At 70.0% G+C, this 21232-nt stretch carries 20 protein-coding genes and 4 pseudogenes; 13 read left to right on the top strand and 11 right to left on the bottom strand.

Features of this window, described 5'->3' with window-relative positions; translation table 11 throughout:
• The 7 genes and pseudogenes from arsB (at window position 1) to MFF61_RS22385 (ending at window position 4327) form a co-directional block, all read left to right on the top strand.
• Window positions 1-1068 carry an ACR3 family arsenite efflux transporter gene (arsB, locus tag MFF61_RS22355; RefSeq protein WP_238238941.1) on the top strand — a complete coding sequence of 356 codons (1068 nt, stop codon included), beginning with the start codon at window positions 1-3 and terminating at the stop codon, window positions 1066-1068.
• On the top strand, window positions 1058-2260 hold the full coding sequence (locus MFF61_RS22360; RefSeq protein ID WP_238238952.1) for an MFS transporter: 1203 nt from the start codon (window positions 1058-1060) through the stop codon (window positions 2258-2260). The genes arsB and MFF61_RS22360 overlap by 11 nt, the downstream gene beginning before the upstream one ends.
• An 82-nt stretch (window positions 2261-2342) precedes the next feature.
• Complete coding sequence (locus tag MFF61_RS22365; RefSeq protein WP_048442330.1) at window positions 2343-2564, top strand: hypothetical protein; 222 nt, start codon at window positions 2343-2345, stop codon at window positions 2562-2564.
• A gap of 135 nt (window positions 2565-2699) precedes the next feature.
• A pseudogene (locus tag MFF61_RS22370) lies at window positions 2700-3131 on the top strand (hypothetical protein).
• A 61-nt stretch (window positions 3132-3192) separates the two neighbouring features.
• A pseudogene (locus MFF61_RS22375) lies at window positions 3193-3384 on the top strand (FixH family protein); the annotation flags it as partial.
• 2 nt (window positions 3385-3386) lie between these two features.
• Window positions 3387-3830: pseudogene (locus MFF61_RS22380) on the top strand (efflux RND transporter permease subunit); the annotation flags it as partial.
• A 20-nt stretch (window positions 3831-3850) separates the two neighbouring features.
• Window positions 3851-4327, top strand: coding sequence for a DUF411 domain-containing protein (locus MFF61_RS22385; protein WP_238238956.1), 477 nt, complete (start codon window positions 3851-3853; stop codon window positions 4325-4327).
• 316 nt (window positions 4328-4643) lie between these two features.
• Here MFF61_RS22385 and MFF61_RS22390 read toward each other — a convergent pair whose 3' ends face one another.
• A complete protein-coding gene (locus MFF61_RS22390; RefSeq protein ID WP_048442327.1) occupies window positions 4644-5045 on the bottom strand; it encodes a MerR family transcriptional regulator in 402 nt (133 codons plus the stop codon).
• Window positions 5046-5145: 100 nt separating this feature from the next.
• On the opposite strand from MFF61_RS22390, the gene MFF61_RS22395 reads away from it, so the two are divergent.
• From MFF61_RS22395 to MFF61_RS22415, 5 genes are all read left to right on the top strand, one after another.
• Window positions 5146-7341 carry a heavy metal translocating P-type ATPase gene (locus MFF61_RS22395; protein WP_238238959.1) on the top strand — a complete coding sequence of 732 codons (2196 nt, stop codon included), beginning with the start codon at window positions 5146-5148 and terminating at the stop codon, window positions 7339-7341.
• The gene (gene lspA / locus MFF61_RS22400) at window positions 7341-7850 is read left to right on the top strand and encodes a signal peptidase II (protein WP_290365900.1); all 510 of its coding nucleotides are present in this window, start codon (window positions 7341-7343) and stop codon (window positions 7848-7850) included. The genes MFF61_RS22395 and lspA overlap by 1 nt, the downstream gene beginning before the upstream one ends.
• An 88-nt stretch (window positions 7851-7938) precedes the next feature.
• The gene (locus MFF61_RS22405) at window positions 7939-9015 is read left to right on the top strand and encodes a L,D-transpeptidase family protein (protein WP_048442324.1); all 1077 of its coding nucleotides are present in this window, start codon (window positions 7939-7941) and stop codon (window positions 9013-9015) included.
• A gap of 34 nt (window positions 9016-9049) precedes the next feature.
• The gene (locus MFF61_RS22410) at window positions 9050-9772 is read left to right on the top strand and encodes a cytochrome c biogenesis CcdA family protein (RefSeq protein WP_238238964.1); all 723 of its coding nucleotides are present in this window, start codon (window positions 9050-9052) and stop codon (window positions 9770-9772) included.
• Window positions 9773-10211: 439 nt separating this feature from the next.
• Window positions 10212-10445: a zinc ribbon domain-containing protein gene (locus MFF61_RS22415; RefSeq protein WP_238238974.1), complete on the top strand. Its 234-nt coding sequence runs from the start codon at window positions 10212-10214 to the stop codon at window positions 10443-10445.
• Between the two features lie 154 nt (window positions 10446-10599).
• Here the strand turns inward: MFF61_RS22415 and MFF61_RS22420 are convergent, their stop codons facing one another.
• The 10 genes and pseudogenes from MFF61_RS22420 to MFF61_RS22465 all read right to left on the bottom strand — a co-directional run bounded on the left by MFF61_RS22420 (window position 10600) and on the right by MFF61_RS22465 (window position 20821).
• On the bottom strand, window positions 10600-10770 hold the full coding sequence (locus tag MFF61_RS22420; RefSeq protein WP_167350692.1) for a hypothetical protein: 171 nt from the start codon (window positions 10768-10770) through the stop codon (window positions 10600-10602).
• A gap of 12 nt (window positions 10771-10782) precedes the next feature.
• The gene (locus tag MFF61_RS22425) at window positions 10783-11724 is read right to left on the bottom strand and encodes a cation diffusion facilitator family transporter (RefSeq protein ID WP_238238985.1); all 942 of its coding nucleotides are present in this window, start codon (window positions 11722-11724) and stop codon (window positions 10783-10785) included.
• A 44-nt stretch (window positions 11725-11768) separates the two neighbouring features.
• Window positions 11769-12302 carry a threonyl-trna synthetase gene (locus MFF61_RS22430; protein ID WP_238238987.1) on the bottom strand — a complete coding sequence of 178 codons (534 nt, stop codon included), beginning with the start codon at window positions 12300-12302 and terminating at the stop codon, window positions 11769-11771.
• 5 nt (window positions 12303-12307) lie between these two features.
• A complete protein-coding gene (locus MFF61_RS22435) occupies window positions 12308-15565 on the bottom strand; it encodes an efflux RND transporter permease subunit (protein ID WP_238239007.1) in 3258 nt (1085 codons plus the stop codon).
• 11 nt (window positions 15566-15576) lie between these two features.
• Window positions 15577-16941 (bottom strand): efflux RND transporter periplasmic adaptor subunit, encoded by a 1365-nt coding sequence (locus MFF61_RS22440; RefSeq protein ID WP_238239009.1) that lies wholly within the window; start codon window positions 16939-16941, stop codon window positions 15577-15579.
• 134 nt (window positions 16942-17075) lie between these two features.
• Entirely contained in the window at window positions 17076-17450 is a 375-nt protein-coding gene (locus MFF61_RS22445; RefSeq protein WP_238239011.1) for a hypothetical protein, read from the bottom strand.
• 577 nt (window positions 17451-18027) lie between these two features.
• Window positions 18028-18192: pseudogene (locus tag MFF61_RS22450) on the bottom strand (transposase); the annotation flags it as partial.
• A gap of 44 nt (window positions 18193-18236) precedes the next feature.
• On the bottom strand, window positions 18237-19052 hold the full coding sequence (locus MFF61_RS22455; protein WP_238239013.1) for an IS5 family transposase: 816 nt from the start codon (window positions 19050-19052) through the stop codon (window positions 18237-18239).
• A gap of 136 nt (window positions 19053-19188) precedes the next feature.
• Window positions 19189-20085 (bottom strand): RNA polymerase sigma factor RpoH, encoded by an 897-nt coding sequence (rpoH, locus tag MFF61_RS22460; protein ID WP_373324784.1) that lies wholly within the window; start codon window positions 20083-20085, stop codon window positions 19189-19191.
• Window positions 20086-20536: 451 nt separating this feature from the next.
• On the bottom strand, window positions 20537-20821 hold the full coding sequence (locus MFF61_RS22465; protein ID WP_238239015.1) for a hypothetical protein: 285 nt from the start codon (window positions 20819-20821) through the stop codon (window positions 20537-20539).
• A gap of 309 nt (window positions 20822-21130) precedes the next feature.
• Here MFF61_RS22465 and MFF61_RS22470 point away from each other — a divergent pair.
• Window positions 21131-21232, top strand: a 102-nt coding sequence (locus tag MFF61_RS22470; protein WP_238239021.1) for a hypothetical protein, incomplete at its 3' end; no start/stop codon positions are given.

A 21232-nucleotide genomic window follows, 5' to 3' on the forward strand; every position in this document is an offset into this window, starting at 1 on the left:
ATGAGCACCTTCGAACGCTACCTGACCCTCTGGGTGGCCCTCTGCATCGTGGCCGGCATCGCGCTCGGCCACGTCATGCCGGGCTTCTTCCACGCCGTGGGCGAGGCCGAGGTCGCCAAGGTGAACCTGCCGGTCGCGGCCCTGATCTGGCTCATGGTCATTCCCATGCTGCTCAAGATCGATTTCGCCTCGCTGCGCCATGTGGGCCGGCACTGGCGCGGCATCGGCGTGACGCTGTTCATCAACTGGGCCGTCAAGCCGTTCTCGATGGTGCTGCTGGGCTGGCTGTTCATCGGCTACCTGTTCCGGCCCTACCTGCCGGCCGACCAGATCGACAGCTACATCGCCGGGCTCATCATCCTGGCGGCGGCCCCTTGCACCGCGATGGTGTTCGTGTGGTCGAACCTGACGCGGGGCGAGCCGCACTTCACGCTGAGCCAGGTGGCGCTCAACGACGCGATCATGGTGGTGGCCTTCGCACCCATCGTCGGCCTGCTGCTCGGGCTCTCGGCCATCACCGTGCCCTGGGGCACGCTGGTCCTCTCCGTCGTTCTCTACATCGTCATACCGGTCTTGATCGCGCAGGTGGTCCGCCGCAGCCTGCTGGCATCTGGCGGCCAAGCCGCCCTCGACCGCCTGCTCTCCAGACTGGGTCCGGCGTCGCTCTTCGCCCTGCTTGCCACGCTGATGCTGCTGTTCGGCTTCCAGGGCGAGCAGATCCTGGCGCAGCCCGCGGTCATCGGGCTGCTGGCGGTGCCCATCCTGATCCAGGTCTACTTCAACTCGGGGCTGGCCTACCTCCTGAACCGCATGACCGGCGAGCAGCACTGCGTCGCCGGTCCCTCGGCGCTGATCGGCGCCTCGAACTTCTTCGAGCTCGCGGTGGCGGCGGCCATCAGCCTGTTCGGCTTCGACTCGGGCGCGGCGCTCGCCACCGTCGTCGGCGTGCTGATCGAAGTACCGGTCATGCTCTCGGTCGTATGGATCGTGAACCGCAGCCAAGGCTGGTACGAGCGCGGGGCGGCAGGCAAGGGAGCGGCCCTGAAGCCCGCTTCCCGTGAGGTCTGAGGCGCGCGGCCGCCTCGTCGTCGTCTCCGCCCTGGGCGTGGTGGAGATCCTCGCCTGGGGCTCGTCGTTCTACCTGCCCGCGGTGCTTGCCGGCCCCATCGCGGCGGACACGGGCTGGTCGCTGACCTGGGTGGTCGGAGGCCTCTCCATCGGCCTCCTGGTGGCAGCCTTCGCCTCGCCGCGCGTGGGACTTGCAATCCACCGGCACGGAGGCCGACCGGTGCTGGCCCTGGCGGCCCTGCTGCTGGCGGCGGGTCACGTCGTGCTGGGGTTGGCGCCGGGCCTGCCGGCCTTCCTCGCCGGCTGGCTCCTGCTCGGGCTCGGGATGGGCTGCGGGCTCTACGACCCGGCCTTCGCCACCCTCGGCCGGCTCTACGGTGCCGAGGCGCGCCCGGCCATCGCCACCCTGACGCTGTGGGGCGGGTTCGCCAGCACCGTCTGCTGGCCGCTCTCGGCCTTCCTCGTCGAGCAGGTCGGCTGGCGGTCGGCTTGCTTCGCCTACGCCGGGTTGCATGTGCTGGTCACGCTGCCGCTCGTGCTCGGTCTGATCCCGAGAGCACCCAGCGTCGAGATCGCCGGGGGCGAGGCGCACTATGCGGACGGGACGCTGACGCTCCGCGAGCGCCGTGCCTTCCTGCTGATGGCCGGTGTCCTGGTGCTGGGCGGAACCGTCATGACGCTGGTCTCGGTGCACCTGATCGCGTTGCTGCAGGCCCGTGGCGTCGCGCTCGCCGCGGCCGTGTCCTACGGCGCCTTGATCGGCCCCGCCCAGGTCGGGGCCCGTGTCGTCGAGATGGCGAACAAGGGCAGGCATCACCCGCTCTGGACCCTGACCGCGGCCATGGCGCTGGTGGCCCTGGGGCTAGCCATCCTGGCCGCGGGCGTGCCGGCGGTCGGCCTCGCCCTGGTGCTCTACGGGGCGGGCAACGGCATCTACTCCATCGCCCGGGGCACGGTGCCGCTCGCCCTGTTCGGGCCGGAGCGATACCCGGTGCTCGTGGGACGCTTGGCGCGGCCGGGTCTCGCCGCCCAGGCGGTGGCACCCTCGCTCGGAGCCCTGGCCCTCACCTATGGCGGCGCCGACGCGGCGTACGGCCTCCTGGTGGCGCTCGCCCTGGCGAACCTCGGCCTGGCATGCGCTTTGTGGGGCACGCGACAAGACGGTGCCGGCGGGACCGGCGCCGTCGGCTGAAGGGAGGCTGCGCGCCGGCTTCAGAACCGGTTCAACGCGGCCCGCGCAGTCTGGGGACGTCTCGAACGAGGAGGGTCCTCCCATGAAGCTTCCCATCGCAGGTCTGATGGCCGTCGCCCTCGTGCTGCTCCCCGGCGCGGCCTCCGCGCAGTGGTACGAGCACGGCCCGCGCCATCGCCACCACCATCACTGGGACCATCGTCATCATGGCTACGGCCACCGCCACGGCTACGAGCGGCACCACCGCCACGCCTACGACCGCCCAGTCCACTTCGACCGGGGCCACCACCATCACGGCTACTGACGGCCGCGGCGGACCGTTCGAGGCCGTCCAACCCGATCTCGGAGGTCGTGTGCCCATGACCTTCCCGCGGTGGGAAAGTGCACCCTTGCATCCATCGACCTTCCGCACGACCCGGAAAACTGGCATCCTTGCTTCGTGACGTTCTGGCTCGCCCTCCGGCGGTTGCTCCGCTCCTGGCGGTTCTCAGCCTCGCCGTTACGCCGGCGACCGCTTCCGCCGCCGCCGCGGGCATGCACGCCTCCATGACGGCGCAGGCACACGGCTCGCAGGATTCGATGCCCGCCATGGACCACACCGGCATGGACATGGCCGGGATGGACATGGACGACATGCCCTGCTGCCCGCCCGAGAAGGCGGCGAAGCCGGACTGCGCCAAGGCGGGCTGCCCCTTGATGGTGCTTTGCCTCGCCAGCATCGCCTCCCTGCTTCCGGCTGCGGTATCCGTTCCAGCGCCGACAGCCATGCGCGCCGCCCCGGCCTGGGCCCTCTGCGGCGTCCTTCGCCAGCGTGCACGGGCCCCCGCTGCCTGAGCCTTCCCCGAGCCTGAAACCGATGCCGCCGGCGTGAGCGCCGGCTCGATGCTGCGCGCCCGCGCGTGGCCAACCATCGTGTTCAGGAGACAACACCCGTGAGCAAGAACTCTTTCGCGCGCGCCGTGTCGGCCGCGCTGCTCGGCGCCGTCCTGTCGGCATCGGCGTTCGCCGTCCCCGCCCTGGCGGACATCAAAGACTACCAGTTCCAGCTCGTGCAGCAGGAGGCGAAGGTCGGTGAGGCCATCGTCGCCGTGCGCCTCGTCGGCAAACGCACCGGCAGGCCGGTGGGTGGATGGGCTTCAACATGTCGGTCGCGGTGGCGGTCGGGTTCATCGCGCTCGCCGGCGTCGCCGCGGAGACCGGCGTGACCATGCTGGTCTACCTCGACCACGCTCTCGACGAGGTCCGGGCCGGGTGCGCCCGTGCAGGCCGACCGCTCGCGCGCGAGGACCTGCGGCGGGCCATCATGGTCGGCGCGGTGGAGCGGGTGCGCCCCAAGATCATGACCGTGACGGCCATCATGGCCGGGCTCGTCCCGATCCTCTGGAGCACGGGTGCCGGTTCCGAGGTCATGCAGCGGATCGCGGTGCCCATGATCGGCGGGATGGTCTCCTCGACGGTGCTGACTCTGGTCGTGATCCCGGCAGTCTACGCCCTGGTGAAGGGCCGCGGGCTGCCGCCCACGACCGCGGTGGCCGAGGGGACCACGAGGACGCCTCTGGCCGCCGAATGAGAAACCGACAGGAGCGAACGATGAAGGCTGACAGGATGCCATCGCGCCGGACCATGCTCGCGGGGCTGGCGGCCGGGCTGGCCATGGGGCGACAGGCGTTCGCCGCCGGCCTGCCGGAAGTGGCCGTGACCAAGGACCCGAGCTGCGGCTGCTGCCAGAGGTGGGTCGACCATCTGCGCGAGGCCGGCTTCACCGTGACCGTCACCGAGGCGCCCGTGAACCCGCTCAAGGCACGCCTCGGGGTGCGGCGGGAGCTCGCCTCCTGCCACACGGCCCAGGTTGGGGGCTACGTGGTCGAAGGGCACGTGCCGGCCGGGGCGATCAAGCGCCTGCTCGCGGAGAAGCCCAAGGGCGCCGGGCTGGCGGTCCCCGGCATGCCGGTCGGCTCGCCCGGCATGGAGGTCGAGGGCATGGAGCCCGACACCTACGACGTCGTCCTCTTCGGGCCGGAAACCAGAAGCGTCTTCGCCCGGTACCGCGGTGCTGAGTTGGCCTGAGACCTGAGCGCGGCTCAGGCCGTGCCACGGCGGCTCCAACCTCGACCGCGACTTCCGGTAGCCTCGATGCGATCTCGCAGGCGCAAGGAGCGAGAGGGACCGGATGGCGCGGTCGGAACACCATTCCTGGGGCCAGAGGTTCGCCGGGCGGTGACGCTGGGTCAAGCCTGCCGTCCGGGCTGCAGCGCGTCGCGCCTTCGTCATGGCCACGGCCGCCATCCACGCCGTGGCGTGCTGCGGGTTCGTGGCCAATAGGCAGTCGAGAGCCGCGTGCTGATGGCCCCGTACGTCGCACACTGAAGCGGCGGCATGTCCCCTACGCTGGCCCGCCCAAAGGGGAGAGGGACTCGATGATGCGGCAATCGGCGACCGACCCGCAGCCGCACTGCCCGATGACCTCGCGCAGTTCCGAGGCGAGCCTGGTCAGGTCGGCCAGCTTGCGCTCCACGTCGGCGAGATGAGCGCGGGCGATGGTGTCGACCTCGGCGCAGGAGCGCTCCCGGTCGTCGGCCAATGCGAGGAGATCCCGGATCTGCTCCACCGTGAATCCGAGGGCGCGGCTCCGCCGGACGAAGCTCAGCCGGCGCAGGTGCTCGGGACCGTAGAGCCGGTAGTTCCCGCTCGACCGTGCCGGCGAAGGAAGAAGCCCGATCTTCTCGTACCATCGCACCGTCTCGACGCGCGTCCCCGTCGCCTCCGCGAGGCTGCCGATGGTCATGGAAGAGATACGTGCCATGGCCTTGACCCTATAGTGACTACAGGGTGCATGTAGGTGGCCTTCCCAGTCCGGACCAGGAGCCGGGCGGACGGAGCGCAGCATGAACCTAGCCGCCCCCACGGACGCGCCATCTTCTCCCACGAGCGGTGCCCAGGTCCTTCGCTACAAGGTCAAGGGCATGGACTGCCCGACCTGCGCCGGGAAGATCGAGACCGCCGTCTCGCGGCTGCCGGGCGTCGCGGACGTGCGCGTGAACTACGGCAGCCAAGTCCTCGACCTGGCGCTCGACGAGGCCGCGACCCCGAGGGCGGAGTTGGAGGGCCGCATCGAGCGCCTCGGATACGGCGTCGCGCCGCTGCCCACGGCCGCGGACCTGGCCAAGGCGCAGGCCGAGGGTGCCGCCCTGGCGACCGAGACCGTGGAGGATGCCGAGCCGCCGCTCTGGCGGAGCCGCAAGGCGCTGCTGGGCATCCTCATCGGCGTCCTGTTCGTCGCCGGCTTCCTCGTCGAGCGCGTCGCGCCGGGCATGGCGGGCGAGTACGCCTACTGGCCGGGCGCCCTCGTGGGGCTCGCGTACTACGGCCGCCGCGCGGTCTCGGCGGCGCTCTCCGGCACGCCCTTCTCCATTGAGATGCTGATGTCGGTGGCGACCGCGGGGGCGCTCGCCATCCACGCGGCCGAGGAGGCCGCCATCGTCGTGCTGCTCTTCACGGTCGGCGAGATGCTGGAGGTCGTGGCGGCGGGGCGGGCACGCGCGGGCATCAAGGCGCTCGCGGCCCTGGTGCCGAAGACCGCCCGCCTCGTCGAAGCCGACGGCAGCATCCGGGAGGTGCCCGCGGCGTCGCTCGCGGTCGGGCAGGTCGTCGTGGTGAGGCCGGGCGACCGCGTGCCCGCCGACGGGGTGATCACGGATGGCTCGTCGAGCCTCGACGAGTCCCCCATCACCGGCGAGTCGGTCCCGAAGCCCAAGAAGGTCGATGACACGGTCTACGCGGGCAGCGTCAACGCCGACGGCGCGCTGCAGATCCGCGTCACCAGGACGGCGGCGGACAACATGGTCGCCCGCATCCTGCACCTGGTCGAGGAGGCGCAGGCATCGAAGTCGCCCACGGCGCGCTTCATCGACCGGTTCAGCGCGGTCTATACGCCGATCGCCTTCGCGTTCTCGGCCGCGGTCGCGGTCCTGCCGCCACTCCTGCTCGGTGCCGACTGGGGCACCTGGATCTACCGGGGGCTCGCGCTCCTCCTCATCGCCTGCCCCTGCGCCCTCGTGCTCTCGACGCCGGCCGCGATCGCATCGGGACTGGCCGCCGGAGCCCGGCGCGGGCTACTCGTGAAGGGCGGCGCGGCGCTGGAGGTCATCGGGCGGGTGCGCACGGTGGCGTTCGACAAGACGGGGACCCTGACGGCCGGACGGCCGCGGGTCACCGACATCCTGGCCCTCGCGCCGGACGCGTCCGAACGGTCGGTCCTCGGGTTGGCCGCCGCAGTCGAGAACGGGTCCAGCCACCCGATCGCCCGCGCCATCCTGGACCGGGCGAACGAGGACGGGGTGCCGCTGCGGCCGACGCACGACGCCCGCGCCATCCCCGGCAAGGCGGTTCAGGCCACGGTCATGGGCCAGACGGTGCTCGTCGCCTCGCCGCGCCATGCCGCGGAGAGCGTCCGGCTCGGCCCGCAGGCGGACCGCGCGGTCGCGGACCTGGAGGCCGGCGGCAAGACGGTGGTCATCGTCGTCCGCGGCACCGAGGCGCTGGGCGCCATCGCGGTCCGGGACGAACCCCGCGCCGACGCGGCGGCCGGCATCGCGGCCCTGCGGAAGCTGGGCGTGCGCAGCGTGATGCTGACCGGCGACAATCGCCGCACGGGCGAGGCGGTCGCGTCCGAACTCGGCCTCGACGTGAAGGCCGAGCTCCTGCCGCAAGACAAGCTCGCCGAGATCGCGGCCTTGAAGGAGATGGGTCCGGTCGCCATGGTCGGCGACGGCATCAACGACGCGCCTGCCCTGGCCTCCGCCAGCGTCGGCATCGCGATGGGCGGCGGCACGGACGCGGCCCTGGAGACGGCGGACGCCGCGGTGCTGAACGACCGCGTGGGAGACGTGGCCGCCCTCGTCGCCCTGTCCCGGGCGACGTTGGGGAACATCCGTCAGAACGTTGCCATCGCGCTCGGCCTCAAGGCGGTGTTCCTGGTGACGACCATCGCCGGCATCACCGGCCTGTGGCCCGCCATCCTGGCCGACACCGGCGCGACCGTCCTGGTGACGGCCAACGCGCTCCGTCTCCTGAGGGCCTGATGATCTCCCGGTCAGGGTGGGCCCGGGTCGGGACCGTGGCCGCGGTGGCGGGGGCCGCCGCGGCCGTCGACCTCGGCGCGAAGGCGGTGGCCGAGGCGTGGCTGGTCGAGGGTGCCGTCCGGGGCCGGGTGCCCTTCGTCGACCTGAGCCTGTCGTTCAACCACGGCATCAGCTTCAGCCTGTTCCCGGCGTACGATCCCTCTTCCCTGGCGCTTCTCCTCGGCATCCAAGGCACGCTCACCTGCCTTGTCGTCGGTTGGGCCTTGGCCGCGAAAGGCGGGCTCGAACGCCTCGGCCTCGCCGCCATAGCGGGCGGGGCCGCGGGCAATTTCCTCGACCGGCTCATGGACGGGGCGGTCACCGACTACCTCGACCTGCACACGGGCGGCATCCGCTGGTTCACCTTCAACCTGGCGGACGTCTGGATTTCCGCGGGCGTCGTCCTGCTGCTCCTCGAAGGACTTCCGCTGCGGCGGAGCCACCCCGGTGCCGGGGAGCCGGTCCCATGAGAGTCCAGATTCCGCCGAACCTCAGCCACGACAACATGGCATCAACCCTTCGGGTCCAGGCTCGAACGCCGACACCAGCGAGGCCGACATGCTGAAGAAGACGACGCTCGGCTTGGCCCTCCTCCTGGCGCTGTCCGCCTGCCAGGACGGACAGTACGCGGCCTCGACTCGGCACCTGGCGCCCATTCCGCCCGCGACCCTGGCCCTGATGTCGGCCAAGGGGGTGTCGCCCGCCGACCCGATCCTCATGCGCGCCTACAAGAAGGAGTCCGAGATCGAGCTCTGGAAGCGCGGCGCGGACGGCAGGTACGCGCTCCTGAAGACGTATCCGATGTGCCGCTGGTCGGGCCAGCTCGGGCCCAAGACCCGGGAAGGGGACCGGCAGGCCCCGGAGGGCTTCTACTCAGTCACGCCTGCGTCCATGAACCCGAATTCGAGCCTCTACCTCTCGTTCAACCTCGGGTACCCGAACGATTACGACCGCTCCCTGGGACGCACGGGCGCGCACCTGATGGTGCACGGCTCCTGCTCGTCGCGGGGCTGCTTCGCGATGACGGACGAGGCGATCTCGGAGCTCTACGCCGTGGTGCGCGAGGCGTTCGCGGGCGGGCAGCGCGCCGTCCAGTTCCAGTCCTACCCGTTCCGCATGACCCCGGAGAACCTGGCCCGGCATCGGCAGGATCCGAACATCGCGTTCTGGAGGAACATCAAGGAAGGGTCCGACCGGTTCGAGATCACGAAAGCCGAACCGGTCGTCGGCGTGGCGGGCGGCCGCTACGTGTTCGACGCGGACGCCGACGGCGCCACGGCCGGCGCGGTCGCCCGGAAGCAGGCGGAAGACGAGCGGCAGGTCGCCGCCCTCGTGGCGGCCGGCACGCCGGCCATCCGGCTGGTGTACGAGGATGGTGGACAGCACCGGTCGTTCCGCGAGACCTTGATGGCGGCCGGAGGCGGGCTAGGCGAGGTGAGCCGTCCCGAGGCCCTGGCCGCAGGCCCGCGCGAGATCGCGATGCCGGCCGCCGGTCCGGTCGCCGCCACCGACAGGCGGGAGCCCACTCGCGTCGGGGCTGCGCTGAAGGCGGGGGCGTCGCCACGGCCCGCAGTAGCCGAGACGGAGCGGCGCCTTCCCAAGACATTCGCCACGGCCGGCGAGGGACGGGAATGAGCGGCCTACATCCTTCCAGTCAGGTCTGACGCCGATGGCCATAGATGCCGCCAGCGTCGGCCTCCTGGCGGCTTTCGCCGCCGGAGCCGCGTCCTTCCTCTCACCCTGCGTGCTGCCCCTGGTCCCGGGCTACGTGTCCTACGTGGCCGGCCAGTCCGCCGCCGGCGAGCGCGGCAGCCTGCGCACGCTCGGCCTGAGCCTCTGCTTCGTGCTCGGGTTCACGACCGTCTTCGTCGCGTTCGGCGCGGGAGCGAGCGCCGTCGGCTTCGCCCTGCTCGCCCACCGCGAGGCGCTGAACCTCGCCTCCGGCTTGCTGGTGATCCTGTTCGGCCTGTTCATGGCCGGTCTGCTGCGGCCGGCCTGGCTGCAGCGCGAGCTGCGCTGGCACGGCGACCCGCCGGGTCGGGGCCCCGTCGCCGCCTACCTCCTTGGGACGGCGTTCGCCTTCGGATGGACCCCGTGCATCGGCCCCGTTCTCGGTGCCATCCTGGCGGTCACGGCGTCGTCGGCCTCGGGCAAGGGCGTCATCCTCCTCACCGTCTACTCGCTCGGCCTCGGCGTGCCGTTCATGGCCGCGGCCCTGTTCCTGTCCGGCTTCGTCGCGCGCCTTCGCATCCTGCGCTGGGTCGGACGGGCGCTTCAGGTGGCCGGCGGGGGCGTCATGGTGGCCATGGGCCTGCTGATGGTGACCGGCCGTATGACCGACATGGCCTCGCTCATCTTGGAGACCTTCCCGGCGCTCGGCCGGATCGGCTGAAAGCCGGCGGCATCCGGGGGGTATGAAGCGGCCCCGGACGCCTGAGCCAGCGCGACTACTAGGCGTCCTGCCGGAACGGCGCGGGGCCACCTTCCGCAGCCCTGTCCGGGCCGGCCGGCGCCGCGGCGCGCGCTCCCCCGAAGCGTCCAGCAGAAGATGTCTGGACGGTGGAGGAGCCCTGCCGAACGGGCGCATACCCCACTCTCCATAAATTGGTTTTCGCAGGGGACCGTCGCCATCAGGCGACGGAGAAATGCGGAGGTCTGGTGATGCTCGCTTGACCCGTGGAACGTACCGAGCACACCAAGACCATGCAGGTCCGCTCCTACAAGTATCGGCTTCGACCGAACCGAGCGCAGACCGCCGCCCTTGATGCAATGCCGCGCGACTTCTGCAGTCTCTACGACGCCTGCCTGCAACAGCGCATCGAAGCCTACACATGGCTGGGAGTGGCGGTGCCGAGGTCGTGCTGGTCGATCCGCGCGGAACGAGCCAGACCTGCCCCGAGTGCGGGACGCTCGAGGCCAAGACGCTCTCGACCCGAGTACACGCCTGCGCCTGCGGGTGCGTGCTGGATCGCGACGTGGCGGCGGCGATGGTCGTGCATCACCGGGCCTTCGGCCTCGGGTCGGGACACGGCCTTCGGTGCGTCAGCGGGCGGGTTGCCGCGTAGCTGCACCGGGAAGCCGCCTGCTTCAGCGGGCGGAGTTGTCGCCAGCTCTGGTCGTTGCAGCTTGTCAGCGAAAAGAGCCGAGCGAGGCCGAAAGCAGCCCCTCGCGGCAGGTATCAGGATATCGAATTTCGACCGCTGGACCCGGCGCCCCTGATCAGGTGAGGCGGCCCAGGAGCACGAGCAGCCCGATTGCCAGGAGAACCAGCATCGCCACCTTCAGGAGGTCACGGCCCGCCCTCCTCCTGACATGCGGGCGGGCGCGCCTTCGGCCGCGCGGGTTGCTTCCCCACTGCTCCGTCAGGCGCGCCAGCTTCTTGCCTGCCATGACCGCGCCCCCTCAGACCGGAAGGCGGGCGGCCTCGGCCGCGAGCGCCTCGTCCTCCACCTGGACGGTGACGTGCTCGATGCCGTAGCGCTCCTTCACCAGGCGACGGACCGTCCGGATGAGGCCGGGGCCCGCGGAAACGTCGTCCACGACCACGTGCCCGCTCAGCGCGTCGAAGCCCGAGGTCAGCGTCCAGGCATGCAGGTCGTAGGCGCGCCGCACGCCGGGCATCGCCTCGATCTCCGCCTTCAGCCTGCCGAGGTCGACCCCCGGGGGCGTGCCCTCCAGCAGGATGTGGAGCGCCTCGCTCAGCAGGCGCCAGGTGCGCGGCACGATGAACAGGCCGATGCCGGCCCCGACGAGTGGGTCGACCCAGCGCCACCCGGTCGCCATCACCACGAGGGCGGCGACGATGACGCCGAGCGAGCCCAGCATGTCGGAGAACACCTCGAAATAGGCGCCCCTGACGTTCAGGCTCTCGGACGAGCCGCCGGCCAGCAGCCTCATGCTGGCGAGGTTCACGCCGAGGCCGACCACCGCGACCAGCATCATCGGCCAGCCGAGGATCTCAGTCGGCTCCACGAACCGGCGGTAGGCCTCGTAGAGGATGTAGGCCGTCACCCCGAGCAGCACGACGGCGTTGGCGAGCGCCGCCAGGATCTCGAAGCGCATGTAGCCGAAGCTCTTGCCCGGCGTCGGCGCCTTGCCCGCGTAGTGGATGGCGAGCAGCGAGAGCGCGAGGCCGCCGGCGTCGGTGACCATGTGCGCGGCGTCGGCCAGCAGGGCGAGGCTGCCGGTGAGGAGGCCGCCGATGATCTCCGCCAGCATGTAGGCCAGCGTCAGTGCGAGCGCCCAGGCCAAGCGGCCCTTGTTCCTGGCCGCCGCCGAACCCGTCGGGATGCCGCGTCCGTGCGAATGCCCGAGGCCGCTCCCGTGCGAGTGTCCGTGTCCCATGATTTGCTTCCTGTGTGGCGTGACGCTTGGGCGGTTGCGCGGCCTCAGGGGCCGCCGGTGCCGATCAGGTCGGCGACGTGCCCGCCAGCCGGATGACCGGTCTCGGCGCGGTGGGTCTCGGAGCAGGCCGCGTAGCCGGGGCCGAACGCGGTCATGACCAGCTCGCGCCGCCCGTCCCCGGCATCCCGGCTCGCCAGGAGGGCCCGTCCGCCGCGCCAGACCTCGGAATCGTCCGCAGGCCCCGGGTCGGGCTCGCCGTAACGGCGGACTCCTTCTTCGCGTATGGCCCGGCGCGCCCTCGCCAGGGCCTCCCCGGACAGGGGCAGGCCCACCCAGACCACCTGCTGCAGCCCCTGCTCCCGGCATACGATCAGGAACACTTCGGCCGTTCCGGAACCGTTGGCCGGCCCCCAGCCACGGGGATAGAACAGCGCGGTCAGGTTCGCCTCGCGCTCGGCCTTGAGGGGGCGCGGCACCACGGCGACCGGTCCCCACGCGAGGCCGAAGGGAGCCTCCTGCGCCGTCGTCGCGGACAGGAGGCCGAGCCAGAAAAGCGCCACCGGGATGCTCCGCGGCATTGCCGCTACTCGGCGGCCTGCCGGAGCGGCTCGCGCCCTCCGGCCTCGGACGACGGCGTGTCACCCGGCGCCGCGACGTCCTTCCCGCCGAAACGGGCGTAGAGGGCCGGCAGCACCACCAGAGTCAGGAGTGTGGCGCTGATCAGGCCGCCGATGACCACGGTCGCCAGGGGCCGCTGCACCTCGGCGCCGGTCTCCGTCGCGAGAGCCATCGGCACGAAGCCGAGCGAGGCAACCAGCGCCGTCATCGCCACTGGCCGCAGCCGGGTCATCGCCCCCTCCAGGATGGCCTCGCGCCGCGGCCGCCCCTCAGCCATGAGCTGCTTGATGAAGGTCAGCATCACGAGGCCGTTGAGCACCGCCACGCCCGAGAGCGCGATGAAGCCGACCGCGGCAGGCACCGAGACGGGCATGTCACGGAGCCACAGGGCGGCGATGCCGCCGGTCAGCGCCAGCGGCACGGCGCTGAACACCAGGAGAGCGTCCCGCGGCGAGCCCAGGGCCGAGTAGAGCAGCAGGAAGATCATGAAGAAGCAGACCGGCACCACGACCATCAGCCGCCGCTTGGCCGAGGCGAGGTTCTCGAACTGCCCGCCCCAGGTCACGTAGTAGCCCGGCGGGAGCTGCACCTGCGATCCGACCTTCGCCTGAGCCTCGGCGACGAGCGAGCCGATGTCTCGGCCGCGCACGTTGGCCGTGACCACGACGCGGCGCCTGCCGTTCTCGCGGGAGATCTGATTCGGGCCCTCGGTGACGGAGAAGCTCGCCACCTGCTTCAGGAGCACCGAACTCGCCCGACCGTTCGGACCCGGCGGCAGTGGTACCGGGATGTTCTCCAGAGCCTCCCGGTCCTCGCGCACCTTGTCGGTGAGGCGCACCACGATGGGGAAGCGCCGGTCGCCTTCGAAGACGACACCCGCCTCCTTGCCGCCGATGGCCGCCCCGACGACCTCCTGGATGGCCCCGGTGCTGAGCCCCAGACGGGCGGCCTCGGTCTTGTTGATCTCGATCTCCAGGAAGGGCAGGCCCGCGGTCTGCTCGACCTTCACGTCCTCGGCCCCCGAGATGCCGCGTAGGATGGCGGCGACCTGGTTGGCGGCCTTCAGCATCGGCTCGAACTCCTCGCCGAAGACCTTCACGGCGAGGTCGCCGCGGGTGCCGGCGAGCAACTCGTTGAAGCGCAGCTGGATGGGCTGCGAGAACTCGTAGACGTTGCCGGCGAGCTCGCCCACCGCCTTCTCGATCTGCTCCTGGAGCTCGGCCTTCGAAAGCCCCGGGTCGGGCCACTCCTCCTGGGGTTTGAGGATGACAAAGGTGTCCGACGAGTTCGGCGGCATCGGGTCGGTGGCGACCTCCGCGGTGCCGGTCTTCGAGAAGACGTAGGCCACCTGCGGGAACTTCGAGACGACCTCCTCGACCTTGAGCTGCATGGCCTGCGACTGCGTCAGCGAGGTCGAGGGAATGCGCGTGGCGTTGAGCGCGATGCTCTTCTCATCGAGTTGCGGGATGAACTCCGTCCCGAGCCGGGTGAACAGGATGCCCGCCCCGACCAGCAGCAGCAGGGCCGCGCCGACGAAGGCGAACGGCACCCGGACCGCGGCGGCGAGGACCGGCCGGTAGGCCGCCTTGAGGGCGCGGATGATGAGGTTGTCCTTCTCTGTCACCCTGCCGGTGATGACGATGGCGATGAGCGCCGGCACGAAGGTCAGCGACAGCATGAAGGCGGCCGCCAAGGCGATGATGACTGTCAGCGCCATGGGCTCGAACATCTTGCCCTCGACGCCCGTGAAGGTGAGGAGCGGCACGTAGACCAGGATGATGATGGCCTGCCCGTAGAGCGACGGCTTGATCATCTCCTCGGCCGAGGCCCGCACCGTCTGCAGGCGCTCCTCCAAGGCGAGCGTGCGCCCGAGCGCGTGCTGGCGCTCGGCGAGGTGGCGCAGGGCGTTCTCGGTGATGATGACCGCACCGTCGACGACGAGGCCGAAGTCGAGGGCGCCCAGGCTCATCAGGTTGGCCGAGATCCGCGCCTCGACCATGCCCGTCATGGTCATCAGCATGGCGACCGGGATGACGAGCGCCGTGATGATGGCGGCCCGGATGTTGCCGAGCAGCAGGAACAGGATGACGATGACGAGGGCCGCGCCCTCGGACAGGTTCTTGGCGACCGTGCGGATGGTCGCCTCGACGAGCAGCATCCGGTTGAGGACGGTCTGCACCTCGACGCCTGGCGGAAGGGAGCGCCGGATCTGGTCCATCTTGGCGTCGACCGCGGCCGAGACGGTGCGACTGTTCTCGCCGATGAGCATCAGGGCGGTGCCGACCACGACCTCCTGCCCGTCCTCGCTGCCGGAGCCGGTGCGCAGGTCGCGGCCGATGCGGACCTCGGCGATGTCTCGGATGCGAACCGGAACGCCGCCCCGGGTGGTGACGAGGACGTTCTCGATCTCCTCCATGCTCTCCAACCGGCCGGCGGCGCGCACGACGTAACCCTCGCCGTTGTCCTCCAGGTAGCGGGCGCCCTGGTTGGCGTTGTTGGCCTGGAGTGCGCGGGCGACGTCGCCGAAGGACAGGTCCAGCGCGGTGAGCTTCGTGGGGTCCGGCTGGACGTGGTACTGCTTCTCGAAGCCGCCGATGCCGTCGACCCCGGCCACGCCGCGGACGGTCTTGATCTGAGGCCGGATGATCCAGTCCTGGACCGTGCGCAGGTAGGCGGTCTGTTCCAGCTCGGTACGCAGCCGCTGGCCCTCGGGCGTCAGGTAGCTGCCGTCGGGCTGCCAGCCAGGCTTGCCCCGGTCGGAGACCTTGCGCTCGCCCGGCTTGGCGTAGTGGACCGACCACATGTAGATCTCGCCGAGACCGGTCGAGATCGGGCCCATCTGCGGCTCGGCCCCGAGGGGCAACTCGCCCTTCACCTGGGACAGGCGCTCGGCGACCTGCTGGCGGGCGAAGTAGATGTCGAGCTTCTCCGCGAAAACGGCGGTGACCTGCGAGAAGCCGTTGCGCGAGAGCGAGCGGGTGTATTCCAGGCCCTTGATGCCGGCGAGCGCAGTCTCGACCGGGTAGGTGACCTGCTTCTCGATGTCGACCGGCGAGAGCGAGGGCGCGACCGTGTTGATCTGCACCTGGTTGTTGGTGATGTCGGGCACCGCGTCGATGGGCAGCCTGGTCAGGGCGTAGCCACCGAAGCCGGCCGCCAACAGCGAGAGGAGCAGCACCAGCCAGCGCTGGCGGACCGAGAAGTCGAGGATGCGGCTGATCATGTCCGTTCCCCTCAGTGCTCGTGCTCGGCTTCGCCCTTGCCGAGCTCAGCCTTGAGAAGAAAGGAGTTGGCGACCGCGATCTCCTCGCCCGGCTTCAGCCCGGAGACGACCTCGTAGGAATCGTCGTCGGAGCGCCCGAGCTCGACCTCGCGCTTCTCGAAGCCCTCCTCGGTCCGCACGAAGACCACCCGTTTGCCCTCGACGGTCTGCAGGGCGGCCTTCGGGACGCGTACTTCGACCGCGTCATGCGCGATCTCGACCTCCGCGGTGACGAAGGTGCCGGGGCGCCAGGCAAGATCGGGGTTCGGCAGGGCGACGATGACCCGGGCCGAGCGGGTGTCCGGGTTCAGGAAGGGGCTGACGAAGACGACCTTGCCGTCGGCGTGACGGCCCCCGCCCTCCTGTGCCGGGGTGACGGCGACCGGCGCGCCCTCACGCACCTTGGCGAGTTCGGTGGTCGGCACCGAGAGCTCGATCCACACGGTCGAGAGGTCGGCGACGGTGTAGACGTCGGCAGGGTCCCCCTCGCCGCCGACCTTCGTCCCGACGTCGACCTTGCGTTCGACGATGCGGCCGGCGAGCGACGAGCGGAGTTCGTAGCGGCGCAGGGTGGATTGGTTCGGCGTCGCCTCGTCGCGCTTCTGCGCGGCCGCGACCTCGGTCGCGCTCAGACCGAGGGCGGAGAGCTTCTGGCGGGCGAGGTCGACGCGCAGGGTGGCCTCCGTGTAGGCCGCCTTGGCCTGCAGGTAAGCCTGCTCGGCCGAAACCCGCTTGTCCCAGAGCGCCTGCTGCCGGTCGTAGTTCGTCCTCTCGAGCTCGGACCGCACGGAGGCGGTGAGGTACTCGCTCTTGGCGTCGGCGACCTCACGGCTTTCGAGGACGGCGACGACCTCGTCCTTCGCGACCCGGTCTCCGAGCCTCTTGCGCATCTCCGCGACCGTGCCGACGACCCGGGCCGGGACGCGGGCGATCCGGTCGGTGTCGGGGGTGATGGTGCCAGGTACCAGAAGGTGCCGAGCAAGCGTGCCGCCCTCGACCTTCACGACGGAGATGTCCTGCCCCGAAACCTGCTCGGGACTCATCCTGATCACTCCCTTCCCGGCGTGCTCCTCGCCCGCCTCATGCCCGTGCTTCCCGTTCCCGCGGCCGTATGCGGCCGTGGAAGGTTCGGGCTTCTTGCCGTGGTCGTCGTCGTGCGCGGCCTCGGCCTCCGCGGGCTCGGGCTTGGCGGGAACGGGGCCCGCGGTGAACGCGAACAGGTCTTTCGGCAGGCCGGCAGCGTAAAGGCTGCCCTGCACGAAGCCGGTGACGGCGGGGACGGCGGCGCCGATGGCGATGCCGGCGGCCAGGAGGACCGCGAACAGGAGGATACGCATGGTGACCGCTCGACCGGGATGCCGGACGGCCTTGCTGGGCGGCCGCAGTCGATCCCGTAGGTTCAGGTGGAGGGACGGGCCCGGCGCCGGGTTCGGCAGCCGGACGAACGCGCCGAAGCGGGCGCGCGGTCACCTCACGCGCGGGGCGGTCGTGCCAAGCGGTCGGAAGCGATGGGGGTCGGAATCTCGGCGACCCGGGCATAGACCAGGCCTGCGAACTCCGGCGTCGGCGTGACGTCGGCAGATACCTGAAGCGGCGCCACCTGGTGGCAGCCGCAATGGAAGTGGCAGGCCAGGCCCGGGCCGGCGGCCTCGGCGGGTGCGGTCGCGTCCAGGGCCGCCATCTCGGTCAGGCCGTGGGGGCGGGAGGCATGGAACGCGAGGTCCTCCCCGACTCCTGCGGCCGGGGCGACCATGAACAGTGCCAAGGCGAGCACGAGCGCGCGGGCACCGAGCGCCCACCACTCCTGCGCCGCGAAGCGACGGCTATGCCGACCCCTGAAGTCCATTGCGGTGTTTATGCCGATTCCGGCTGAGGTGCACAAGGCCGGTCCGTCGGGCTGCGATGTCGCGCAAAGGAGTGGCGATTTCGTCTTCAGGGGCGAGAGAAACGAAGCCACGGAGGCGTCCATGGCTTCGGTGCCGTTCGAGGACGAAGATTTCACGGGACCGGGTTTCCGAACGACGGACCGCTGGAGCCCCACCGGCTCGGCATCGAGGAGATCGAGGCGAAGCCATTGCCCGACAAAAGCCCTCCCTGGTCGAGCGCCACAAGACGGCGGGGCAGGTGATCACCATGACCAGTGACGGCGTCAACGACGCCCCGGCGCTCGCCGCGGCGGATGTCGGCCTCGCGATGGGATTGACGTGCCCCCCGTGATCTCAGCCAGCGGAGAGTAGAGTTCGGCATCCTGTGATCCGAGCCCCAACGCTGGACCGCCGGAAGCTGGAGTTTCCGGCCTTCGATCAGGGTGGCGGGCTGGGCCGCCACCGCGGTTCAGCAACGCGGCCGGCACCTTATGGCCGATCGCGCCGTGCGGCCGCTCCGTGTTGTCGTACCTGAGCCAGTCCTCCATCTTTTCCGCGGCGTCGGCAAGCGTCAGGAACGAGAACATCGTAGCGCTTCTTCCAGCCGAAGTAGGTCGCCTGGCTGATGCCGGCCTTACGGCAGATCTCCGCGACCGGCACGCCGTCGGCACCCTGCTTCAGGATGAACGCCTTCTGGGCGTCCGAGAACTTGGATGTCTTCATCGTCTTCCGCTCCTCCCAGCCGAGGGCTTCGGGCGCGGAAAACTCTAGAGGCTGTTACGGACTGCAGCGAAGTCTGCGGCCCTGCGGAGGAGGAGGACGCTGAAGGCGACGAGGTGCAGTCCGGCGAGGGTGGTGGGCAGGCGTTCGTAGTCGCGGGCCAGGCGGCGGAAGCGCGCCATCCAGGCGAAGGCACGCTCCACCACCCATCGGCGTGGCAGCAGGACAAAGCCGCGCTTGGCCTCGGGCAGCTTCACCACCTCCAGGGCGATGCCGTGGTCGGCCGCCGCCTTCGCGGCGCGCTCGCCCGTGTAGCCCTGATCGACATAGGCGAGGTCCACGCTGTCACCGGTCGCCTCCTGCACGGCGTCAGCCAGCACAGCGACGGCGGAGCGGTCATCTGCATCCGCGGGCGTGACGTGCAGCGCCAGCACCTGGCCGAGCGTATCGACCGCCGCGTGCAGCTTCGAGCCGCGCGTGCGCTTGTGTCCGTCCCAGGCAGCGCGAGCCCCACTCTCGGGCGTCGAGCGCAGGGTGCGGCTGTCGAGCACGACGGCGGAGGGCTCCTCGGCCCGGCCCGTAGCCAGGCGCAACACGGCGCGCAGATCGTGGACCAGGCTGTCAAAGCAGCCGGCCCGCAGCCAGCGTTGAGCTTGGTCACAGACGGCGTGCCAGGGCGGCAGGTCGTGGGGCATGGCGCGCCACGCCACGCCGTAGCGAACCACGTAGCGCAGCCCGTTGAACACCTCCCGCAAGCTGTGCTCGCGCTGGGCAGCGGTCTCGGGCAGCAGCGTTAGGTAGGGCGCGACCAGCGCCCATTCTTCATCGCTGACATCGGAGGGGTAGGAGCGGCGCGACTGCATCCCTCCAAAAATGGCGCACCCGCCGGTCCGTAACAGCCTCTAGCTCCGAACGAACCGGTTTTGTGGGCTCGGATCAAGCGTCCAGGCGACAGGCCACCCGGATCGAGGCTAGTTCGTGCACGCCAAAGGCCGGCAGTCAGGCTATCTGCAGCCGGTTCCTCAGCACCTCGCGTTGCGACACCTCGGCCAGCACCGCGTCCTGGACCTTCTCGAAGGCGCGCACCTCGATCTGGCGCACGCGCTCGCGCGAGACCCCGAACTCGCTCGACAGATCCTCCAGGGTGATCGGATCCTCGGCGAGGCGCCGCGCCTCGAAGATGCGCCGCTCGCGCGGGTTGAGGACGTCGAGGGCGTCCCGCAGGGCGGCGAGGCGGTTCTGCCCCTCCTCCTCGCGGGCGAGCACGGTCTCCTGGGTCGGGCTGTCGTCCACGAGCCAGTCCTGCCACTCGCCCTCGCCCTCCTCGCGCAGGGGGGCGTTGAGCGAGGCGTCGCCGCTGAGGCGGCGGTTCATGTCGATCACGTCCTGCTCGGGCACGCCCAGGCGGGTGGCGATCTGCTTGACCTGATCGGGCTTGAGGTCGCCCTCGTCGAGGGCCGAGATGCGGCCCTTCGCCTTGCGCAGGTTGAAGAAGAGCTTCTTCTGGTTGGCGGTGGTGCCCATCTTCACGAGCGACCACGAGCGCAGGATGTATTCTTGAATCGCCGCCTTGATCCACCACATGGCGTAGGTGGCGAGGCGGAAGCCCTTGTCGGGGTCGAAGCGCTTGACGGCCTGCATCAGGCCGACATTGCCTTCGGACACCACCTCGCCGATCGGCAGGCCGTAGCCGCGATAGCCCATGGCGATCTTGGCCACGAGCCGCAGGTGGGACGTGACGAGCTTGTGGGCGGCGTCGCGATCGCCATGCTCGCGCCAGCTCTTGGCGAGCATGTACTCCTCCGTCGGCTCCAGCATCGGAAACCGGCGGATCTCGTCGAGATAGCGAGGCGGGATCCCGAACTCAGGCGAGGCCGACAAGGAGGTGTTCCCCATGATGGTGACCGCCGATGTTCATCGGCCAAGAAGCGGGGTCGGTCGAGGCCGGATCACTGTCGGCCTCGACCCCGACGCTTCGTGCTCTCACTGCAAGGGATGCGGCTGACCGAACCCGTCGAATTCCTGTCCAGGTTGACGTTGGGCCGCGGGGCAACGGAATGCCCCATGTTCAACTGGTAAAGCTTGATGTTGTCTATACCGTTCGGGCCGGCGGAGGCGGCATATGGCGTTATTGCCGTGATTGCTGCGGCAACGACGAGCGATGTCACTGGATGTCTCATATCTGCTCATCCTTATTGTAAGGCTATTTCATGTATCGTCTTGAGCATTCGAGCTGCACGGCGAGCCCTCCACATTTGTGAATACTTCTCGGGCGACAGTTGTCACGGCGTGGCACAGCGACGGCTCTCTCGAACCATGATGGCGGGCGGGCCCGGCTCTCGTACGCTCAGCCTCGCCGGAGCCGGCTCCGGCGGCTCAGCTCGGTCCCGATCGTCGCGTCAGGAGTGCGCGCCTGGCCGTTCCGGCCGACGAGTGCAGGACGGCGAGGCGCGACGTCGACCGACCTGGCGCTCTGGACGGTGTCGGGTGCTTCCAGATTGCGGTGCGGCGTCGGGCGCACCCCAGGTCGGAAGCGCAGCGGAACATTGTAGAACCGCCCGGCGAGGGCGCAACCCGCAAGTCCGTCGATCATGGCAATGCCGGAGACGACGGGGATCATCTCGCCGCTCATGATGAAATCCTTTCGGTGAGGTTCAAGCTTGCTGCTCCCGTTCTTGATTTCGGATCTGCCGCGCGAGCCGTTACATCAGCCCCGAAATTTTTCCACGTGACCATGTGGGCATTGCGTGGGGCTGCCGCATTTACCCCTCCATAATCACCTCGGCAGGGAGCCGTCGCCTTCAGACGGCGGGGGAATGCGGGCCAGACGTGATGTGAGGCTTGCAAGACAAGGATACTGTCCTACAATCATCGCGCGTCCGTCCGCAGCTACAAATACCGGCTCAGGCCGAGCAAAGTACAAGCAGAGATGCTTGACAAAATGCTGCGCGATTTCTTCGGTCTGTACAATGCCTGCCTGCAACAGCGCATCGAAGCCTACCGTCGCTGCGGGATCGGCTTGCGATGCAGGCGGGGCGGCAGG

The organism is Methylobacterium isbiliense (genome assembly GCF_022179325.1).
GTDB classification, from domain to species: Bacteria; Pseudomonadota; Alphaproteobacteria; order Rhizobiales; family Beijerinckiaceae; genus Methylobacterium; species Methylobacterium isbiliense.

Excerpts from the sequence above, each read along its gene's own strand:
- MFF61_RS22430 (WP_238238987.1), bottom strand. The coding sequence starts at position 12,302 with ATGCCGCGGAGCATCCCGGTGGCGCTTTTCTGGCTCGGCCTCCTGTCC.
- MFF61_RS22440 (WP_238239009.1), bottom strand. The coding sequence starts at position 16,941 with ATGCGTATCCTCCTGTTCGCGGTCCTCCTGGCCGCCGGCATCGCCATC.
- MFF61_RS22390 (WP_048442327.1), bottom strand. The coding sequence starts at position 5,045 with ATGACCATCGGCAGCCTCGCGGAGGCGACGGGGACGCGCGTCGAGACG.
- MFF61_RS22395 (WP_238238959.1), top strand. The coding sequence starts at position 5,146 with ATGAACCTAGCCGCCCCCACGGACGCGCCATCTTCTCCCACGAGCGGT.
- MFF61_RS22435 (WP_238239007.1), bottom strand. The coding sequence starts at position 15,565 with ATGATCAGCCGCATCCTCGACTTCTCGGTCCGCCAGCGCTGGCTGGTG.
- MFF61_RS22445 (WP_238239011.1), bottom strand. The coding sequence starts at position 17,450 with ATGGACTTCAGGGGTCGGCATAGCCGTCGCTTCGCGGCGCAGGAGTGG.
- MFF61_RS22405 (WP_048442324.1), top strand. The coding sequence starts at position 7,939 with ATGCTGAAGAAGACGACGCTCGGCTTGGCCCTCCTCCTGGCGCTGTCC.
- MFF61_RS22415 (WP_238238974.1), top strand. The coding sequence starts at position 10,212 with ATGGCTGGGAGTGGCGGTGCCGAGGTCGTGCTGGTCGATCCGCGCGGA.
- arsB (WP_238238941.1), top strand. The coding sequence starts at position 1 with ATGAGCACCTTCGAACGCTACCTGACCCTCTGGGTGGCCCTCTGCATC.
- MFF61_RS22420 (WP_167350692.1), bottom strand. The coding sequence starts at position 10,770 with ATGGCAGGCAAGAAGCTGGCGCGCCTGACGGAGCAGTGGGGAAGCAAC.
- MFF61_RS22425 (WP_238238985.1), bottom strand. The coding sequence starts at position 11,724 with ATGGGACACGGACACTCGCACGGGAGCGGCCTCGGGCATTCGCACGGA.
- MFF61_RS22410 (WP_238238964.1), top strand. The coding sequence starts at position 9,050 with ATGGCCATAGATGCCGCCAGCGTCGGCCTCCTGGCGGCTTTCGCCGCC.
- MFF61_RS22455 (WP_238239013.1), bottom strand. The coding sequence starts at position 19,052 with ATGCAGTCGCGCCGCTCCTACCCCTCCGATGTCAGCGATGAAGAATGG.
- MFF61_RS22465 (WP_238239015.1), bottom strand. The coding sequence starts at position 20,821 with ATGAGCGGCGAGATGATCCCCGTCGTCTCCGGCATTGCCATGATCGAC.
- rpoH (WP_373324784.1), bottom strand. The coding sequence starts at position 20,085 with ATGGGGAACACCTCCTTGTCGGCCTCGCCTGAGTTCGGGATCCCGCCT.
- MFF61_RS22365 (WP_048442330.1), top strand. The coding sequence starts at position 2,343 with ATGAAGCTTCCCATCGCAGGTCTGATGGCCGTCGCCCTCGTGCTGCTC.
- lspA (WP_290365900.1), top strand. The coding sequence starts at position 7,341 with ATGATCTCCCGGTCAGGGTGGGCCCGGGTCGGGACCGTGGCCGCGGTG.
- MFF61_RS22385 (WP_238238956.1), top strand. The coding sequence starts at position 3,851 with ATGAAGGCTGACAGGATGCCATCGCGCCGGACCATGCTCGCGGGGCTG.